Source organism: Bradyrhizobium macuxiense (assembly GCF_001542415.1).
Classification (GTDB): domain Bacteria; phylum Pseudomonadota; class Alphaproteobacteria; order Rhizobiales; family Xanthobacteraceae; genus Bradyrhizobium; species Bradyrhizobium macuxiense.
The window spans coordinates 146,395-163,380 of the sequence record NZ_LNCU01000036.1 but is presented as its reverse complement, the minus strand read 5'-3'; the positions used below and the strand labels follow the sequence as shown (position 1 = coordinate 163,380).

Sequence of the window (16,986 nt, the reverse complement as noted above, 5' to 3'; positions counted from 1 at the left end):
ATCGATCCTGCAGTTCCGTGGTCACCCGCGAGTCACGCCGTGGGACGAATGAGCCGTAGGAATGACGTGGAGGATCATGAGGCGCTGTCTCCCGGAATTGCTGGCAAGCACCAGCGCCCCAGACCTCTGGTGGTTTGGCACTGCTTTCGGCAACTTTTGGTGGATGGTGCCCCTACTGTGCTATGGAATGCAAGCACCATTTATTTAATCACCCGAATAAATTGACCCTAGGCGTGGAGGATCATGAGGCGCTGCCTCCCGGAATTGTTGGCACCCGCCGCCATAAGTCAGGACTTCTGGCGGTATGGCGCTGGTTCTGGCCGAGGATGCCCCGAGTATGCCATGGATGCAAGCGTGATTTATTTAATCATCGGAAGAAATTAATCGAAACGCCGCTCGGCGGCAGCAGCGGCCGCTAGCCGTCGATCTCGGAGAGATGATCGACAACCAGAAGCGCCTCGGCGAAATCATCATCGCCGAAGTAGGCGCTGCGGGTGATGACCACGGGAATGCCGGCGCGCGATGCGGCAACGAGACCATTGCCGGAATCCTCGACAGCAATGCAGTCCGCCGGGCCGAGCCCGAGCCGGGTCAGCACCTCGAGATAGACGTCGGGCGCGGGTTTCTTGCGGGGAACATCGTCGCCGGCGACGACGGTCTCAAACAGATCGGCCCAGTCGAGGCCGAGCGCGACCGCGAGCAGCGCGTCGATATTGCCATGCGACGTCGTCGTCGCTATCGCCATGCGCTGGCCGCGGCGGCGCGCACTTCCGAGGAATGCGCGCACGCCGGGCCGCAGCGGACATCCTCCGGCTGCGATCAACGCAGCATAGCGCGCAGTCTTGATCCGATGCAGCTCAGCAATGTCAGCAAAACTCAGCAATGGGGCCGCATTGCGCTGATCGAACGCGCGGATGCGTTCCTTGCCGCCGGCGACGCGAAGCAGCCGCCCATAGGTGACCTGGTCCCAGAACCAGTCGAGACCGGCCGCGGCGAAGGCCTCGTTGAAGGCGCGGCGATGCACCTCCTCGGTTTCGGCGAGCGTGCCGTCGACATCGAAGATCAGCGCGCGGGCGTTCGCAATGACCTCCCGCATCCCGGCGGTCCGGATCGCTGCGAGCGCCTGGTTCATCGCCCCTCGCCTGCCGCGCCGGCGCCCTTTGTGAACACACGGCTCGCCAGCACGTCGCCGGCCTCGATCGACATCACGTCGTCGGCACTGAGCGTGCGATCGAGCTTGGCTACGATCCGGTTGGCCTGGCGCAGCCGGATCCGGTCCAGCGCGTTGCGGATCGAACGCGCATTGGAGAACAACGGCTGCACCTTGCGTGCGGCGATGTAGCGGATGAAGGCCTCGCGTGCTTCCGGAGAGAAACGATAATTCTGCTGCTGCAACATCAGCTCGGCGATCCAGAGCAGCTCGGCATCCGAATAGTCGGGAAAGTCGATGTGGTGGGCGATGCGTGAGCGGAAGCCCGGATTGCTCTGGAAGAACTTTTCCATCCGGTCGCCATAGCCGGCCAGGATCACCACCAGATCCTCGCGCTGCTGCTCCATCACCTGCAGCAGGATCTCGATCGCCTCCTGGCCGTAGTCGCGCTCGTTCTCGGGCCGGTAGAGGTAATAGGCCTCGTCGATGAACAGCACGCCGCCCATCGCCTTCTTCAGGATCTCCTTGGTCTTCGGCGCGGTGTGGCCGATATATTGCCCGACCAGATCGTCGCGCGTGACGCTGATGACGTGGCCGCGGCGCACGAAGCCGAGCCGATGCAGGATGCCGGCCATCCTGAGCGCCACCGTGGTCTTGCCGGTGCCGGGATTGCCGGTGAACGACATGTGCAGCGTCGGGAATGTCGTCGCCAGCGCCATCTTTTGCCTGATGCGCTCGACCAGCAGCAGCGAGGCGATCTCGCGGATGCGAGTCTTCACGGGCTTGAGTCCAATCAATTCGGAATCGAGCTGGTCGAGCACGGCGCCGATGCCGAGATCGGCGAACTCGTGCCGGAGGTCGACGGTTTCGAGCGGGGTCTCGCGGATCTGTTCTTGCGTCTGCGTCATCGTCCTCTCGTATCGAAAAGCTCCGTCGCCGCGCGGCAGCGACGACGGAGAAGTGCATCCGGACCAGGACGGTCGAGGGAGCAATCCGCCTGGCTTCGCCCCGGACGCGGTTACTGGTCGGCGTAGCGCTCGCCCTCGGGGCGCGTCGCTGCGTAAGCATGCGTCGAGTAGCGTATGTTGCGCCCGACGGATTCCTGCCGATCGAGCCGGAAGCCGGGCTCCTCGCGCGGCCGGTTGACGATGAAGGAGATGCGAACGGACTCCCAGCCGTGGCTGGAATCGAAGCCGGAGATCCTGACGTAGCGGTCGCCATAGACGCGCCGGCAGTCGGCGAGCTCCTTCATGATCCCTGCGGCATCGCGCAGGTCGAACATCGGCAGGCCCCACATCTCCCAATAGGTGTTGCGGGGATGCGGATCGTCGGTGAATTCGATATTCACCGCCCAGCCCTTGTCGAGGCAGTATTGCACCTGCGCGGCGATCTGCTCGTCGGTGAGATCGGGCAGGAACGAAAAGCAGCCCTGGGTCATGCGCATGAGAAACTCCTCTCAGACCGCCATGCTCGGCGTGGGAACGAAATCGGGAGCATCCGTGGACTCATAGTTGAAGGTGACGTCCTTCCAGACGTCGAGCGCCTCGCGCAGCGGCGTACAGGTCTGCGCCGCCTTGGCCAGGATCTCCGGACCTTCATGGACGTAGTCGCGGCCCTCGTTGCGGGCGAGGATCATGGCCTCCAGCGCGACGCGGTTGGCGGTGGCGCCGGCCTGGATGCCGCGGGGATGGCCGATCGTGCCGCCGCCGAATTGCAGCACGACGTCCTCGCCGAGCAGGTCGAGCAACTGGTGCATCTGGCCGGCATGAATGCCGCCGGAGGCCACCGGCATCAGCTTGTTGAGGCTTGCCCAGTGCTGATCGAAGAACACGCCGTGCTCGAGGTGCAGCGGGTTGAAATCCTCGCGGCAGATATCGTAGTAGCCGCGCGTCGTGTTCGGATCGCCCTCGAGCTTGCCGACCACCGTGCCGGCGTGGATGTGGTCGACACCGGCGAGCCGCATCCACTTTGCGATCACACGGAACGAGACGCCGTGGCTGCGCTGCCTCGTATAGGTCGAGTGGCCGGCGCGGTGCAGATGCAGGATCATGTCGTTCCTGCGCGCCCACTTCGCCATCGACTGGATTGCGGTATAGCCGATCACGAGATCGATCATGACGATGTTGGAGCCGAGCTCACGCGCGAACTCGGCACGCTCATACATATCCTCCATCGTCGCCGCGGTGACGTTGAGGTAGGTGCCCTTGATCTCCCCGGTCGCAGCCTGCGCCCGGTTGACCGCCTCCATGCAGTAGAGGAAGCGCTCGCGCCAATGCATGAAGGGTTGCGAGTTGATGTTCTCGTCGTCCTTGGTGAAGTCGAGCCCGCCCTTCAGCGCCTCGTAGACGACGCGGCCGTAGTTGCGGCCCGACAGGCCGAGCTTCGGCTTGATCGTGGCGCCGAGCAAGGGACGGCCGAACTTGTCGAGCCGCTCGCGTTCGACGACGATGCCGGTCGCCGGGCCCTGGAAGGTCTTCACATAGGCGACCGGAAACCGCATGTCCTCGAGCCGCAGCGCCTTCAGCGGCTTGAAGCCGAACACATTGCCGATGATCGATGCGGTCAGGTTGGCGATCGAACCCGGCTCGAACAGATCGAGGTCGTAGGCGATGTAGGCGAAGTAGCTGCCCGGCGAGTTCGGCACGGGATCGACGCGGTAGCATTTCGCACGATACTTCTCGGCGGCTGTGAGACGGTCGGTCCACACGACGGTCCAGGTCGCGGTCGAGGACTCACCGGCCACCGCCGCGCAGGCTTCGGTCGGGTCGACGCCATCCTGGGGCGTGACGCGGAACAGCGCGATGACATCGGTGTCCTTGGGCTCGTAGTTAGGCTCCCAGTAACCCATGCGCTTGTATTCCATCACGCCGGACTTGTAGCGATCCTTGCCGCGCACCGTCATCGACTGCTGCACATTCATCTGAATCTCCTGTCGTTCGCCGCGGCGTCAGGCCGCCTGTGTCATCTTGCCAATCTGCGGATCGAGGGCGCCGGCGCGATAGCGTTTGGCCATCTCCGGCAGCGGCACCACCTTAATCTTTCCGGCATTGCCGGCCGTGCCGAACTGCTCGAAGCGGTCGCGGCAGAGTTCGCGCAAGGCGTCCATCGCGGGCTTGAGGAACTTGCGCGGGTCAAACTCGCTCCTCGCCTGGACCGCAACCTTGCGGAAGGCGGCCGCCATCGCGAGACGGCAATCGGTGTCGATGTTGACCTTGCGGACGCCATGCCTGATGCCGCGGACGATCTCCTCGACCGGCACGCCCCAGGTCTGCGGCATCTCGCCGCCGAACTGGTTGAACATCTCCTGCAGCGGCTGCGGCACCGACGAGGAGCCGTGCATTACCAGATGCGTGTTGGGCAGCCGCGTATGGATCTCCTCGACCACGCGCATCGCCAGGATCTCGCCGTCGGGCTTGCGCGTGAACTTGTAAGCACCGTGCGAGGTGCCCATGGCGATCGCGAGCGCATCGACCTTCGTCGCGCGGACGAAATCGACGGCCTGGTCCGGATCGGTCAGAAGCTGGTCATGGCTGAGCTGGCCCTCGGCGCCGTGGCCGTCCTCCTGCTCGCCGCCGCCATGCTCGAGCGAGCCGAGTACACCGAGCTCGCCCTCGACCGAGGCGCCGACCCAATGCGCCATCTCGACGACGCGGCGGGTGATGTCCACGTTGTAGTCATAGCCCGCCGCGGTCTTGGCGTCGGCCTTGAGCGAGCCGTCCATCATGACTGAGGTGAAGCCGAAGCGGATGGCGGTGGCGCAGGTCGCCTCCTCATTGCCGTGGTCGAGGTGCAGGCAGAGCGGGATCTGCGGATACATCTCCTCCAGCGCATCGATCATCTTCGCCAGCATGATGTCGTTGGCGTAAGCCCGCGCCCCGCGCGAGGCCTGGATGATGACGGGCGCATCGCAGGCGGCCGCCGCCTCCATGATGGCGAGGCCCTGCTCCATGTTGTTGATATTGAAGGCCGGCACGCCGTAACCGCGCTCGGCGGCGTGATCCAGCAATTGCCTCAGGGTTATCCGCGCCATGGGGTCCTCCTTTCAGTTCGGTTGACGGATCACGCGCCTGGCCGCGTCAGCGACGGCCACGGGCGTGATGCCGAATTCACGGTAGAGCACGTCGGCCGGTGCCGAGGCGCCGAAGCCTGTCATGCCGACAAAGGCGCCGTCCTCGCCGAGCCAGCGGGCCCAGTCGCCCTCGACCGCGGCTTCGACGCCGACGCGCGGGACTTCGCCCAGCACCTTGGCGCGGTAGTCGCTCGGCTGCTGGCGGAACAGGTCGAAGCACGGCGCCGAAACGACCGCGGCCTTGATTCCTTCTTCCGCCAGCAGCTTTGCGGCTTCGAGCGCGATCGACACCTCCGAACCCGTCGCAATCAGGGTGACGTCACGCGCGAAGTCAGGCTCGACGAGGACATAGGCGCCGAGCGCGACCTGGTTATTCTTGCTGCCGTCGCGAACCGTCGGCAGCGCCTGCCGCGACAGGCAGAGGACCGACGGCGAGGTCTCCGCCCTCAGCGCGCAGTCCCAGGCTTCCGCCGTCTCGATCGCGTCGGCCGGACGAAACACCAACAGGTTCGGGATGGCGCGCAGCGCGGCGAGATGTTCGACCGGCTGATGCGTCGGTCCATCCTCGCCGAGCCCGATCGAGTCATGGGTCATCACGTGGATGACGCGGATGCCCATCAGCGCCGCAAGCCGGATCGCCGGCCGATTGTAATCGGCGAAAGAGAGGAACGTGCCGCCATAGGGAATGAAGCCGCCATGAAGCGCAATTCCGTTCATCGCGGCGGCCATGCCGTGCTCACGAATGCCGTAGTGAATGTAGCTGCCGTCGAGCGTTTCCGGCCGCACCGGAGCTTGGGTCTTCGCCAGCGTGAGATTGGAGTGCGTGAGATCGGCCGAGCCGCCAAGCAGGTTCGGTAAGGCTTGCGCGATCACGTCGATCACCTGCTGCGACGCCTGCCTGGTCGCAAGCTTCGGTCGCTCGGAACCGAAGCGCGCGATCAGCGTCGCCATCGCCTCGGCGTAGGCGCAGGGCAGCCTCCGGTTCAGCGCATCATGGAACGGAGACCGCTCGCCGTTGCAGGCGCGGCGCGAACGCTCGATCCAGGCGCGACGGGCATCGCGGCCACGTGCGCCGATCTCGCGCCATTCGGCCAGCACGGCATCCGGCACGTCGAACGCCGGATATGGCCAGCCCAGCGCGGCGCGGGTCTTGCCGACTTCCTCGGCGCCAAGCGGTGCGCCGTGGACCTTCTCGCTGCCCTGCCGGTTCGGCGCGCCGAAGCCGATGACGGTACGGCAGGCGATCAGCGACGGACGATCGCTGGCTTTCGCCTGCCCGATCGCCGCGGCAATGGCCTGCGGATCGTGGCCGTCAATGCTGCAAACGTTCCAGCCGCTCGCCTTGAACCGTGCGGCCTGGTCGTCGGAGCAGGACAACGAGGTGGCGCCGTCGATCGAGATGCGGTTGTCGTCCCACAGCACGATCAGCCGGTTGAGCCGCAAATGCCCCGCGAGCGAAATCGCCTCGTGGCTGATGCCTTCCATCAGGCAGCCATCGCCGGCGATCACGTATGTAAAGTGATCGACGAGGTCGTCGCCGAAGCGCGCGTTCATCAGCCGCTCGGCGAGCGCCATGCCGACCGCGGTCGCGATGCCCTGCCCGAGCGGTCCGGTCGTGGTCTCGACACCAGCCGTATGGCCGTATTCCGGGTGCCCCGGGGTCTTCGATCCCCACTGCCTGAACGCCTTGAGCTGGTCTAGCGTCATGCTCTCGTAACCCGTCAGATAGAGCAGCGCATAGAGCAGCATCGAGCCGTGACCAGCCGACAGCACGAAGCGGTCGCGATCGGGCCAGGCAGGATCGGCCGGGTCGAACTTCAGAAAATCCGAGAACAGCACGGTCGCAACGTCGGCCATGCCCATCGGCATGCCCGGATGGCCGGACTTCGCCTGCTCCACGGCGTCGATGGCGAGGAAGCGGATGGCGTTCGCCATCTCGGCATGGCCGACGTCTGGGCGGTTGGCTACGGACGCAAGTGCGGTCATATCGTTCGCCTCTTTCGTTCGATCAGTTGCAGGATCAGCGGGGTGAGGATGAGCTGCATCGCGAGATCGAGCTTCGCGCCGTGAACCACGATCGAGTTGGCGCGCGACATGAAGCTGTGCGGGATCATCGACAGCAGGTAGGGGAAATCGATGCCGCGCGGGTTCTTCAGGCGGATCACGACCATCGATTCATCCGGCGTCGGTATCCAGCGCGCGATGAACGGGTTCGAGGTATCGACCGTCGGCACGCGCTGGAAGTTGATATCGGTCTCGGTGAACTGCGGGCAGATGTAGTTCACGTAATCGGGCATGCGCCGCAGGATGGTGTCGGTCACGGCTTCCGTGGAATAGCCGCGATGGCTGCGGTCGCGATGCAGCTTCTGGATCCATTCAAGATTGATGACCGGCACGACACCGATCTTGAGATCGGCATGCTGCGCGACGTTCACCTGATCGGTGACCACGGCGCCATGCAGTCCCTCGTAGAACAAGAGATCGGAATTCTCCGGCAGCGGCTCCCACTCGGTGAAGGTGCCGGGCTTGGCGCCATAGAGCCGCGCTTCCTCCTCATCGTGCACGTAATGCCGCGTCGTTCCGGTGCCGGTCTCGGCATAGTCGCGGAACAGCTTCTCCAGCTCCTCGAACAGGTTGGTCTCGGGGCTGAAATGGCTGAAATGCTTGTTGCCGTGCTCGGCCTTCTCCAGCATCTTGCTGCGCATCTCGGCACGGTCGTAGCGGTGAAACGCGTCGCCCTCGATATAGGCCGCGACCACATTCTCCCTGCGGAAGATGTTCTCGAAGGTCTTCTTCACCGAAGTGGTGCCGGCACCGGACGAGCCGGTGATCGAGATGATGGGATGTCGACGTGACATACGATCCTCCTCAGCGGAACAGACCGCGCCGCGCGAACAGCGGGGCATCGCTGCTCTCGAACAACGGCTCGACGGTGAGGTGGACCGCATCGACGTCGCGCACGGCGCGCGTCGATCCCATGATCAGGGGCACGCGCTGATGCGGTGTGCGTGCCGACAATTCGAGGATGCGCGACCGGCCGCTCGAGGCAGCGCCGCCCGCCCATTCCATGATCAGCGCAATCGGATGGGCTTCATAGAGCAGGCGCAGCCGACCCTCGCGGTAACCCTGGCGCGCGTCCGCCGGGTAGAGGAACACCCCGCCGCGCACCAGGATGCGATAGGCCTCGGCCACCAGCGAACCGATCCAGCGCATGTTGAAATCCTGCCCGTGCTCACCGTTGACACCGGCCAGACACTGGTCGATGTAGCCCCGCACCGCCCCGCTCCAGTGCCGCCGGTTCGACGCGTTGATGGCGAATTCCGGCGTGTCCGGCGGCACCTTCAGGTCGCGCCCGGTCAGGACGAACTCGCTTGTGCGCGGATCGAGCGTGAAGCAGTCGACGCGCTGGTCGAGCGCCAGCACCAGCACGGTTTGTGGGCCATAGATGAAGCAGCCGGCGGCGCATTGCGCGGTGCCGGGCTCGAAGAAGGTCGAGATGATGTCGTGCGTTTTCGGCCTGATCGAGAAGATCGTGCCGACCGAGATGTTGTTCTCGAGATTGGCGGATCCGTCCAGCGGATCGATCGCGACGCAGAGCGGTGCATCGGCGTCGAGCGTCTCCGGCAATTCCGCTTCCTCGGACAGCACGGCCGCAACCGGCGCGGTTCGCAACGCGTCGCGCATCAGGCGGTCGGCCACGATGTCGAGGGTCTTCTGGCGGTCGCCGTCGGGATTGATGCCGCCGCTCTCCGCGCCAAACCCGGCAAGGGAACCGGCGGCAATGGTGCGCGCGAGGTCGATCGCGGCGCCGGCGAGCGCTTCGATCGCCGCGACCGTGGCCGCACGCATCGGGTTCTGCTGCGCCGGCCATTCCAGATGGGCATGCAATGAAGGACGAATCTCCACGGGCCTCTCCCTTTGATCGCGCCCTCTTTGCCGAGGCTTCGACTGGCGATCCCCACACCGGAGTCGCCTTCGCCACTATCAACGCGCGAATTGCCGAATTAGGGAAATTTTATTATCTTTGGTCTGGGCAAAGTATTTCTTATGGGAGCTCGTCATGGCCGGCCACTTCTCGCGGGACCTCACCATCCGCCAGCTGCGCGCGCTGTCCGCCGCGCACGAGGCCGGCTCGATCACGTCGGCGGCCAACCGCCTCAACCTGACCCAGCCCGCGGTGACGTTGCAGCTCCGCAATTTGCAGGCGCTCGCCGGGCTGCCGTTGATCCAGCGCACCGGCGACGGCATGGCCGTGACGGATGCGGGCGCCCACGTGCTCACTCTGATCGAACGGATCGAGGCGGCGTTGAAGGATTGCGAGCAATCGCTCGACATGATCGCGGGCCGCAGCGGCGGACGCGTCGCGATGGGCGCGGTCAGCACCGCGAAATACTTCGTGCCGTTCGCGATCGCGGCGTTCTCGCGCCGCTTTCCCAAGATCGAGGTCACGCTCAGGATCGGCAACCGCGAGGAGATCCGCGAGGCGCTGCGTGGCTACAATCTCGATATCGCCGTGATGGGCCGGCCACCCGCCGACGTCGAGGTCGAGATGCGATTGCTTGGCCGTCATCCGCATTTCATCATTGCCGCGCCCGATCACCGGCTGGCGCGGCGGCGACACGTCGCCGTCTCGGAGCTCGCGAGCGAGACCTTCATCACCCGCGAGCAGGGATCCGGAACGCGGATGCTGATGGAGCAATTCCTGCAGCGGGTCGAGCTGACGCCGAAGGTCGGCATGTCGATGGACAGTAACGAGACCATCAAGCAGGCGGTCATGGCCGGGCTCGGCATCGCCTTCATCTCCCAGCACACCGTCTTTCACGAGCTCGAGGACGGCAGGCTCGTGGTGCTCAAGGTGAAGGGACTACCCATCGTCCGGCAGTGGCACGCGATCCGCCGCACCGACAAGATCCTGCTGCCGCCAGCGCAGGCCATGATGGACTTCCTCGGCAAGGAGGGCTGGCGCTACCTACCGAATACACGTTAGGCGCTCGTCAGCGAAACCTAAGCCGCAGCCACGCCCAGGCGATCACGAGGACCGGCGCGCCGACCATGAGCCAAGACAGATAACGGCCGACGTCGCCGAGCAGCAGCGCGGCTAAGAGCCCTACCATCGACAGCACGCCGAGCACGATGGGCGCACCGAACACGGCAATCCAGCGCTGCGATCGACCGGAGGACGCCGTCATTGCGCCGGCACCGCATGAGCCACGGCCGTGGCGCGGGCGCGCTTCCGTCGCCGCGCCAACCAGAGATAGAGCCCGCTGCCGATCACGAGGATCGTCAGGATATCCAGCACAGCCCAGATGATCTTCAGCGGCATGCCGCCATAGTCGCCGAAATGCAGCGGCTGCGAGATCAACAGCGCCTGCAGATAGGCCGGCAGCGCCCGCGTGTCGGAAACCTCGGCGGTTTCGCCATCGAGCAGGACGGGCTTGAGCAGCCGCGAGGTCAGCGGTGTATCGCCGCGCATGAAGGCGGCGTAGTGATGCGACGAGGTGAACGGCGTTCCCGGATATGCGATGAACGCAATCTCCATACCGGGCGCAGCCTGCTTCGCCTCGGTTACGACCTGATCGAGCGACGCGAGCTTCGCCGGGGGTGGCTTGCCGGCATAGGGTTTCACCATCTCGGCGAGCTCGTTTGCCTTCCACTGGCTCAGCATCAACTCCGCCCAGGTATTGATTACGCCGGTGAGGCCGACTACCAGCGCCCAGACGACCGTGACCACGCCGATCAGATTGTGCCAGTCGAGCCAGGCCACCCGGCGCGCGGAACGATCGCGGATAGTGGCGAAGCGCAGGCGGCGGGTGAACGGCCAATACAGGACCACGCCGGAGATGATAGCGACCGCGAACAGCAGGCCGATCCCGCCGAGGAACAGCTTGCCGGGCTGGCCGGCGAACATGTCGGTGTGCAGCTTCAGGACGATCAGGATGGGACCGACGCCGACCAGCCCGAGCGGCTTCGCCGTCACCGCATCGAAGGCCCGCACGGTAGCATTGTCAGGCTTGCCATCGGGCGCGTTGTTGGTGAAAGCCATGACGATGCCGGGCTCGTCCTTGTCCCATGACACGTACTGCATCACCCGCCCCGGATCGGCTGCGAGCGCCGCCTGCACGATCTGTTGCGGAGGCAGCGCCGGCCGCCCGGCCGCGGCTTCAGGCTGCGGCGCATAGCCGAGCACCTCGTCGATCTCGTGGTGGAAGATCAGCGGCAGCCCGGTGAGACAGAGCAGCAACAGGAATACGGTCGAGATCAGGCTGGTCCAGGTATGGACCAGCGACCAGACCCTGATGGTTCGCGCCTTCAGACGTCCCTCCCCGTCACCATTTGTAACCGAGACTAGCTGTGACACGCCGGCGATCGCCGTAGAAGCAGGAGGTCGTCGACGAGCAACTCGCGACATAGATGGTGTCGACGATGTTGATGACGTTCAGCGCGGCACGCCAGCCCTGCCATTCATAGTGGATCGCAGCGTCTCCGAGCACCACCGAGGGGACCTCCAGCGTGTTCGCCTGATCGGCGAAGGACGAGCCGACGTAACGTACGCCGCCGCCGAAACCGAAACCCGTCAGCGGCCCCTGCTGGAAGGTGTAGTCGCCCCAGAGCGAGGCCATCTGCTGCGGCGTGTTGGTCGGGGTCTTGCCGATCAGGGCCGGGTTGAGATCCTTGCTGGTGAAGAGATCATAGGTTGTGAGCGAGCCGATCAGCTTCAGCCCGGGCAAGGGATTCGCAACGGCTTCGACCTCGAAGCCGCGCGAGGTGACCTCGCTGGTCTGGTTCTGCAGCAACGGGTTGTTCGGATCGGTGGTCAGCGCATTCTGACGCTTCAGATCGAACCAGGCGAAGGTGAAGTGGCCGTCGAAGCCCTTCGGCTCGACCTTGACGCCGACCTCGGTCTGCTGGCCGGTCTCCGGCAGCAGCAGCTGGTTCGAGGCGTTGAGGCCGATCACCGGATTGTAGCTCGTCGCATAGGAGACGTAGGGCGCGACGCCATTGTCGAAATTGTAGATCAGCCCGGCACGACCGCTGAACTTGCTGTCCTCGCGATTGAGCAGCGTGACGCCACTCGGCCGATCGGCCTGACTGGTCGACACCCAGTCGTTGCGGCCGCTGAGCACCAGCGTGAAGCGCCCGAGCTTCATCTGGTCCTGCAGGTAGGTGCCGAGCTGCTCCTGGGTGATCAGGAAGTTGCGGAACGGCGCGCTCGTGAACGGCAGGCTTCCCAGGCCGTAGACCGGATTGAACACGTTGAGCGACGGCGTGGTGCCGAACTGGAAGTTCTGGTAGTCGTCGATCCGGTAGTCTTTCAGGTCGAGCCCGAACAGCATCGTGTGCTGCACTGAGCCGGTCCCGAAGCGATATTCGAGTTGGTTGTCGAGATCGGCCTGGTTGGCCGTGTTCTTCGCATACCAATTGTAGCGCCCGAGATCGCCGGCCGCCATGTCGGCGTAACCGTTGCCGACCAGGCCGCGATAGGTCACGTCGACATGCGCGAAGCGAGCATTCTGACGGAAGGTGACGTTGTCGGAGAGATTGCGCTCGAACTGATAGCCGAGCATCTCCTGCTCGCGGGTGAAGTTATCGATCGAGGGATCGCCGAGGAACAGGCTGGTCGGAATCCGACCGAACGGCGCATTGGTGACGGTGCCGACATAAGGCAGGAAGTTGATGCCACGCGTCTCGTTCCGCGAGGCGGAGGCGAGCACGGTGAATGTGGTGTCGGCATCCGGCTTGTAGGTCACCGACGGCGCAATGAAGTAGTTGTTGTCGGGCGTGAAGTTGACCTGGGTGCCGCCATTCTGCACCTGGCCGACGACGCGATAGAACAGCTTGCCGTCCTGCGATTGCGTCGCGACCGGCCCGCCGAGATCGAAGCCGAGATAGGCGTTGCCGAAATTGTTGACGCCGGTCTCGATGTAGCGGATCGGTTCCGCGGTCGGCATCTTGCTGATCGCGTTAACGATGCCGCTCGGGCTGGAGCCGCCATACAGCACCGCCGAGGGACCGCGCAGCACCTCGACGCGTTCGAGATCGAACGGCTGCAGCTTCCAGCTTGCATAAGACGTATAGAAGAGCTGCATGCCGTCGAGGAACAGGCCGACGTCGTCGGACTTGAAGCCACGGATCAGGAACCAGTCGTTGCGGGTGTCGGCGCCGAACGTGCCGGCAAGCACGCCGGCCGAGTAGCGCAGCGTCTCGTCGAACTTGCCGGGCTTCTGGTCGCGGATCTGCTCGTTGCCGACCACCGACACCGACTGCGGCGTCTCCATGATCGGCGTGTTGGTCTTGGTTCCGGACGAGCTGCGGTGAGCGACATAGCCCTGGATCGGACCACGCGGGCTCTCGACAATGCTGGTGTTGCGAACCGGCGGAGGCTTTTGTGGCGCCGTCGGCTGCGCTGCACGCTGGATGCGACGTGGCGCCGCAGTGCTCGCTCGCCGCCGTACCTCGGGAGACGCAACTACCACCGGCGGCAGCGCCTGCGCGCCGGATTGCTGCGGCGACGTCGTCGTTCCCTGCGCCAGAGATGACTGCGGCAACAACGCCAATACGGATGCGGTCGCCAACGCGGCGATTCGCAAGAGAGGTAAATGTTTCAACGCGCCCTGCCCAACTGCAACGGAGTTCATGTCGCGCCGATCTCACGTCGGACGTGACATTTGCTCGGGGCTTACGCGAGCGATGACAATTTCTCTAATAGAAGCGCTCTTAGAAGCGATCCAAGAATTCGAGTTTTGCGTGCAGCACGCGACCCGACCGGCGCACTCTCGCGCATTGGTTGCCACGGCAATCGGGACGCGGAACCGTCCTGTCGATTGCGCCGTGCGTGCGGCAAATGCATCACAGACCCGACGGATCCGCTACAAATGAAGGTGTCGTCTTAACCTTAACCGGCGGTCGGCCACGCGCCGAGCCGTGTGCGCTGGGTTGAAAAGCCAAGGTGGTACCACACCTTGGTAATTGCGCTCGACTGGTGTGCATGCGACATCTTGGACGCGGAACGCGCACAGTTCCATTTCCCTCCAGGGAGGATGACCTGCAGACCCCGTCCCCGCCGATGCCTGACTTCAAGGCGTTGTTCGAGGCGGCACCCGGCCTCTATCTGGTGCTGACTCCACCCGACTTTCGCATCGTGGCGGCGAGTGAAGCCTATCTGCGCGCCACTAAGACTGCGCGGGCCTCGATCCTCGGGCACGAACTGTTCGAGATATTCCCTGACAATCCGGACGATCCGGCCGCCGACGGCGTGCGAAACCTGCGCGCTTCGCTCGAGCGTGTCGTCCAGTTCAGGCGAGCCGACACCATGTCGGTACAGAAATACGACATCCGCAAGCCCGATTCAGAAGGCGGCGGTTTCGAGGTGCGCTTTTGGAGCCCGCGCAACACGCCGGTGTTCGGACCGGGCGGGCACCTCACCTACATCATCCACCGCGTCGAGGACGTCACCGAATTCATCCAGCTGAGACAGCGTGGCGCCGAACAGGACAGGCTGGCGGACCGGCTGCGTGAGCGCACCGAGCAGATGGAAGCCGAGATCTTCATGCGCGCGCGCGAGGTCGAGGCCGCCAGGGAACAACTCGAAGAAGAGCAGAAGCTGCGCCAGGTCCAGAAGATGGAGGCGGTCGGCCACCTCACCGGCGGCATCGCGCACGACTTCAACAACATCCTGACCGTCATCACCGGCCTGATCGACATTCTCGGCGACGCCGTGGCGCACGATGCCGCGCTGTCCTCGGTCACCAAGATGATCAGCGACGCGGCCTCGCGCGGCGCCGAAGTGACCAAGCATCTGCTCGCCTTCTCGCGGCAGCAACCGCTGCAGCCGCGCGAGGCGGATCTCAACACATTGGTGGAGGACACCGCGCGGCTGCTGCGCCCCTCGCTCGGCGAGCAGATCGAGATCGAGACGTCGACCGAGCCCGACGCATGGCCGGCGTTCATCGATCCCAACCACATGGCGACTGCCCTGCTCAACCTCGCCGTCAATGCGCGCGATGCGATGCCCGAGGGCGGCAAACTGATGCTCGAGACCGGCAACGTCGTCCTCGACGAGACCTATTCCGCCGCCAATCCGGATGTGACGCCGGGCGAATATGTGATGGTCGCGGTCAGCGACACCGGCAGCGGGATTCCCGAGGCGATCCGCGAAAAAGTGTTCGAGCCGTTCTTCACCACCAAGGACACCGGCAAGGGCACGGGTCTCGGCCTCAGCATGGTCTACGGCTTCATCAAGCAATCCAACGGGCATCTCAAGATCTATTCCGAAGAGGGCCACGGAACCTCGATCAAGCTCTATCTGCCGCGCAGCAGCGGCGAGACGGTCGATGCCGAGCCGCCCCCGCCCGTCGACGCACGCGGCGGCAATGAATCCATCCTTGTCGTCGAGGACGATCCCCTGGTCCGCAATTATGTCAGCGCCCAGCTCGAGCAGCTCGGCTATCGAACGATGGTCACCGCCAACGGCCCCGAGGCATTGGCGGCGATCGACAAGGGATTTGTCTGCGACGTACTGTTCACCGACGTCATCATGTCCGGCGGCATGAATGGCCGGCAGGTGGCCGATGCTGTTACCGCGAGGCTGCCCTCGGTGCGCGTACTCTTCACGTCAGGCTATACCGAGGACGCGATCTTCCATCACGGCCGCCTCGACCCCGACGTGACACTGCTGCCGAAGCCCTATCGCAAATCCGATCTTGCACGGATGATCCGGCAGGTCCTGACTCAGCCTTCCATGTGAAGGTTGCGGCCGGCTTCGGCATCATGCATCTCCGCTTTGCCTGGCGCTCTGGTCAACCGGCGCGGCACATCCCGACAGGAAGAGTGCCGCGCAGGTCTTGGCACGAGCTTCGAGTTCACCCCGTGACGGCACCGGCCTGCGCCCGAACATCACGTCGCGCTGCGGCTGGAACATGAACATGCCGAGCAGCATGCCCGCAGCGGCCTGAACATCATCAAGAACTATCCGCCCCCGCTTCCGCTGGACGCCGAGCCACGCGGCCAGCACGCCGACAGTGCGCTGCATGGCCTTTTCGTAGAACATCCCGGCGAGGTCAGGAAACTTGTCGCCCTCGGCGAGGATGATGCGCTGGATCGCGATGACCTCGGCGGCCAGCACGAGATCGGCGCAGGTCAAAAGCGCAGTCTCCAACGCCGCGCGGATATCGCGACCATCGCAGGCGCCGAGATTCACGATGGAAACGAACCTGTCCATCCGGTCCGTTACCATGCCCTCGAAGAGCGCCAGCTTGGTCGGGATCAGGCGGTAAAGCGTCTTCGTGGAAACGCCGGCGCGGCAAGCCACGTCGGCGATGCTCGCCGCGGCGAACCCGCGCTCCGCGAATTCGAACCGTGCCGCTTCGTAGATCACCGCGCGCGTCTCGTCGTCGGAGCGAAGTTGCGGCCGTCCGCGGCCGCGCCGCTCCGGCACTGACGCGCTTTCCTTTGTCTGGCCTGTGTCGTTTCCGTTCATCCGCGAGCCATGCTTTCAGATGATGACTGTCATTCTATTGACAGTCCCAATATGCGCTCTATTTTGGAAAACATCAAGTTTCCTAATTGTCCTGTTGGCCGATTTCGGAAAATAGCAAATCTTTCCAATGGGATATAACGATGAGGACCGCCGCCATGAGCCAGCACGAAACGTCTTTCAAGGCCGAGAGCCAGGTTCCGGCCGATGTCGCCAAGCAGTTGATCGCGAATCCCGAAGCGGAGAAGGCCCCCGCCGGCCTGAAGGGCAAGCTGCGCCGCCTGCTGCTGGCGG

General features: G+C 64.4%; 14 protein-coding genes. 2 read left to right on the top strand and 12 right to left on the bottom strand.

All coding sequences use genetic code 11. The features are described 5' to 3' along the window. Positions 1-415 precede the first annotated feature (415 nt). The 8 genes from AS156_RS10230 to AS156_RS10195 all read right to left on the bottom strand — a co-directional run bounded on the left by AS156_RS10230 (position 416) and on the right by AS156_RS10195 (position 9,068). Positions 416-1,132, bottom strand: a complete 717-nt coding sequence (locus tag AS156_RS10230) for an HAD family hydrolase (RefSeq protein ID WP_066503385.1) — start codon at positions 1,130-1,132, stop codon at positions 416-418. Then, positions 1,129-2,058, bottom strand: coding sequence for a CbbX protein (cbbX, locus tag AS156_RS10225; protein ID WP_066503383.1), 930 nt, complete (start codon positions 2,056-2,058; stop codon positions 1,129-1,131). The genes AS156_RS10230 and cbbX overlap by 4 nt, the downstream gene beginning before the upstream one ends. Before the next feature lie 110 nt (positions 2,059-2,168). Further along, entirely contained in the window at positions 2,169-2,594 is a 426-nt protein-coding gene (locus AS156_RS10220) for a ribulose bisphosphate carboxylase small subunit (protein ID WP_066503381.1), read from the bottom strand. 12 nt (positions 2,595-2,606) lie between these two features. Further along, positions 2,607-4,070 (bottom strand): form I ribulose bisphosphate carboxylase large subunit, encoded by a 1,464-nt coding sequence (locus AS156_RS10215; RefSeq protein WP_066503379.1) that lies wholly within the window; start codon positions 4,068-4,070, stop codon positions 2,607-2,609. A gap of 27 nt (positions 4,071-4,097) precedes the next feature. Continuing rightward, the gene (gene fba / locus AS156_RS10210) at positions 4,098-5,180 is read right to left on the bottom strand and encodes a class II fructose-bisphosphate aldolase (protein ID WP_066503378.1); all 1,083 of its coding nucleotides are present in this window, start codon (positions 5,178-5,180) and stop codon (positions 4,098-4,100) included. Positions 5,181-5,192: 12 nt separating this feature from the next. Then, the gene (tkt, locus tag AS156_RS10205) at positions 5,193-7,205 is read right to left on the bottom strand and encodes a transketolase (protein ID WP_066503376.1); all 2,013 of its coding nucleotides are present in this window, start codon (positions 7,203-7,205) and stop codon (positions 5,193-5,195) included. Next, positions 7,202-8,077 carry a phosphoribulokinase gene (locus AS156_RS10200; protein ID WP_066503375.1) on the bottom strand — a complete coding sequence of 292 codons (876 nt, stop codon included), beginning with the start codon at positions 8,075-8,077 and terminating at the stop codon, positions 7,202-7,204. Before AS156_RS10200 ends, tkt begins: the two co-directional genes overlap by 4 nt. 10 nt (positions 8,078-8,087) lie before the next feature. Then, complete coding sequence (locus AS156_RS10195) at positions 8,088-9,068, bottom strand: class 1 fructose-bisphosphatase (protein ID WP_066503513.1); 981 nt, start codon at positions 9,066-9,068, stop codon at positions 8,088-8,090. A 211-nt stretch (positions 9,069-9,279) separates the two neighbouring features. Between AS156_RS10195 and AS156_RS10190 the strand changes: the two genes are divergently transcribed. Then, positions 9,280-10,206, top strand: coding sequence for a LysR family transcriptional regulator (locus AS156_RS10190; RefSeq protein ID WP_066503512.1), 927 nt, complete (start codon positions 9,280-9,282; stop codon positions 10,204-10,206). A gap of 7 nt (positions 10,207-10,213) precedes the next feature. Here the strand turns inward: AS156_RS10190 and AS156_RS10185 are convergent, their stop codons facing one another. The 3 genes from AS156_RS10185 to AS156_RS10175 are packed head-to-tail and all read right to left on the bottom strand — an operon-like array spanning position 10,214 to position 13,855. Beyond that, entirely contained in the window at positions 10,214-10,408 is a 195-nt protein-coding gene (locus AS156_RS10185) for a hypothetical protein (RefSeq protein WP_066503374.1), read from the bottom strand. After that, positions 10,405-11,577 (bottom strand): PepSY-associated TM helix domain-containing protein, encoded by a 1,173-nt coding sequence (locus AS156_RS10180; RefSeq protein WP_245312682.1) that lies wholly within the window; start codon positions 11,575-11,577, stop codon positions 10,405-10,407. The genes AS156_RS10185 and AS156_RS10180 overlap by 4 nt, the downstream gene beginning before the upstream one ends. Continuing rightward, positions 11,546-13,855, bottom strand: a complete 2,310-nt coding sequence (locus AS156_RS10175) for a TonB-dependent siderophore receptor (RefSeq protein ID WP_066503372.1) — start codon at positions 13,853-13,855, stop codon at positions 11,546-11,548. Before AS156_RS10175 ends, AS156_RS10180 begins: the two co-directional genes overlap by 32 nt. 428 nt (positions 13,856-14,283) lie before the next feature. Between AS156_RS10175 and AS156_RS10170 the strand changes: the two genes are divergently transcribed. Next, positions 14,284-15,963: an ATP-binding protein gene (locus AS156_RS10170; RefSeq protein WP_136626119.1), complete on the top strand. Its 1,680-nt coding sequence runs from the start codon at positions 14,284-14,286 to the stop codon at positions 15,961-15,963. 21 nt (positions 15,964-15,984) lie between these two features. Here the strand turns inward: AS156_RS10170 and AS156_RS10165 are convergent, their stop codons facing one another. After that, positions 15,985-16,653 carry a TetR/AcrR family transcriptional regulator gene (locus AS156_RS10165; RefSeq protein WP_347336618.1) on the bottom strand — a complete coding sequence of 223 codons (669 nt, stop codon included), beginning with the start codon at positions 16,651-16,653 and terminating at the stop codon, positions 15,985-15,987. Between the last annotated feature and the right edge of the window lie 333 nt (positions 16,654-16,986).

Bases quoted from the DNA above. Each gene is read 5' to 3' on its own strand.
- AS156_RS10230 (WP_066503385.1), bottom strand. From the start codon at position 1,132: ATGAACCAGGCGCTCGCAGCGATCCGGACCGCCGGGATGCGGGAGGTC.
- cbbX (WP_066503383.1), bottom strand. From the start codon at position 2,058: ATGACGCAGACGCAAGAACAGATCCGCGAGACCCCGCTCGAAACCGTC.
- AS156_RS10220 (WP_066503381.1), bottom strand. From the start codon at position 2,594: ATGCGCATGACCCAGGGCTGCTTTTCGTTCCTGCCCGATCTCACCGAC.
- AS156_RS10215 (WP_066503379.1), bottom strand. From the start codon at position 4,070: ATGAATGTGCAGCAGTCGATGACGGTGCGCGGCAAGGATCGCTACAAG.
- fba (WP_066503378.1), bottom strand. From the start codon at position 5,180: ATGGCGCGGATAACCCTGAGGCAATTGCTGGATCACGCCGCCGAGCGC.
- tkt (WP_066503376.1), bottom strand. From the start codon at position 7,205: ATGACCGCACTTGCGTCCGTAGCCAACCGCCCAGACGTCGGCCATGCC.
- AS156_RS10200 (WP_066503375.1), bottom strand. From the start codon at position 8,077: ATGTCACGTCGACATCCCATCATCTCGATCACCGGCTCGTCCGGTGCC.
- AS156_RS10195 (WP_066503513.1), bottom strand. From the start codon at position 9,068: ATGCGTGCGGCCACGGTCGCGGCGATCGAAGCGCTCGCCGGCGCCGCG.
- AS156_RS10190 (WP_066503512.1), top strand. From the start codon at position 9,280: ATGGCCGGCCACTTCTCGCGGGACCTCACCATCCGCCAGCTGCGCGCG.
- AS156_RS10185 (WP_066503374.1), bottom strand. From the start codon at position 10,408: ATGACGGCGTCCTCCGGTCGATCGCAGCGCTGGATTGCCGTGTTCGGT.
- AS156_RS10175 (WP_066503372.1), bottom strand. From the start codon at position 13,855: ATGAACTCCGTTGCAGTTGGGCAGGGCGCGTTGAAACATTTACCTCTC.
- AS156_RS10170 (WP_136626119.1), top strand. From the start codon at position 14,284: ATGCCTGACTTCAAGGCGTTGTTCGAGGCGGCACCCGGCCTCTATCTG.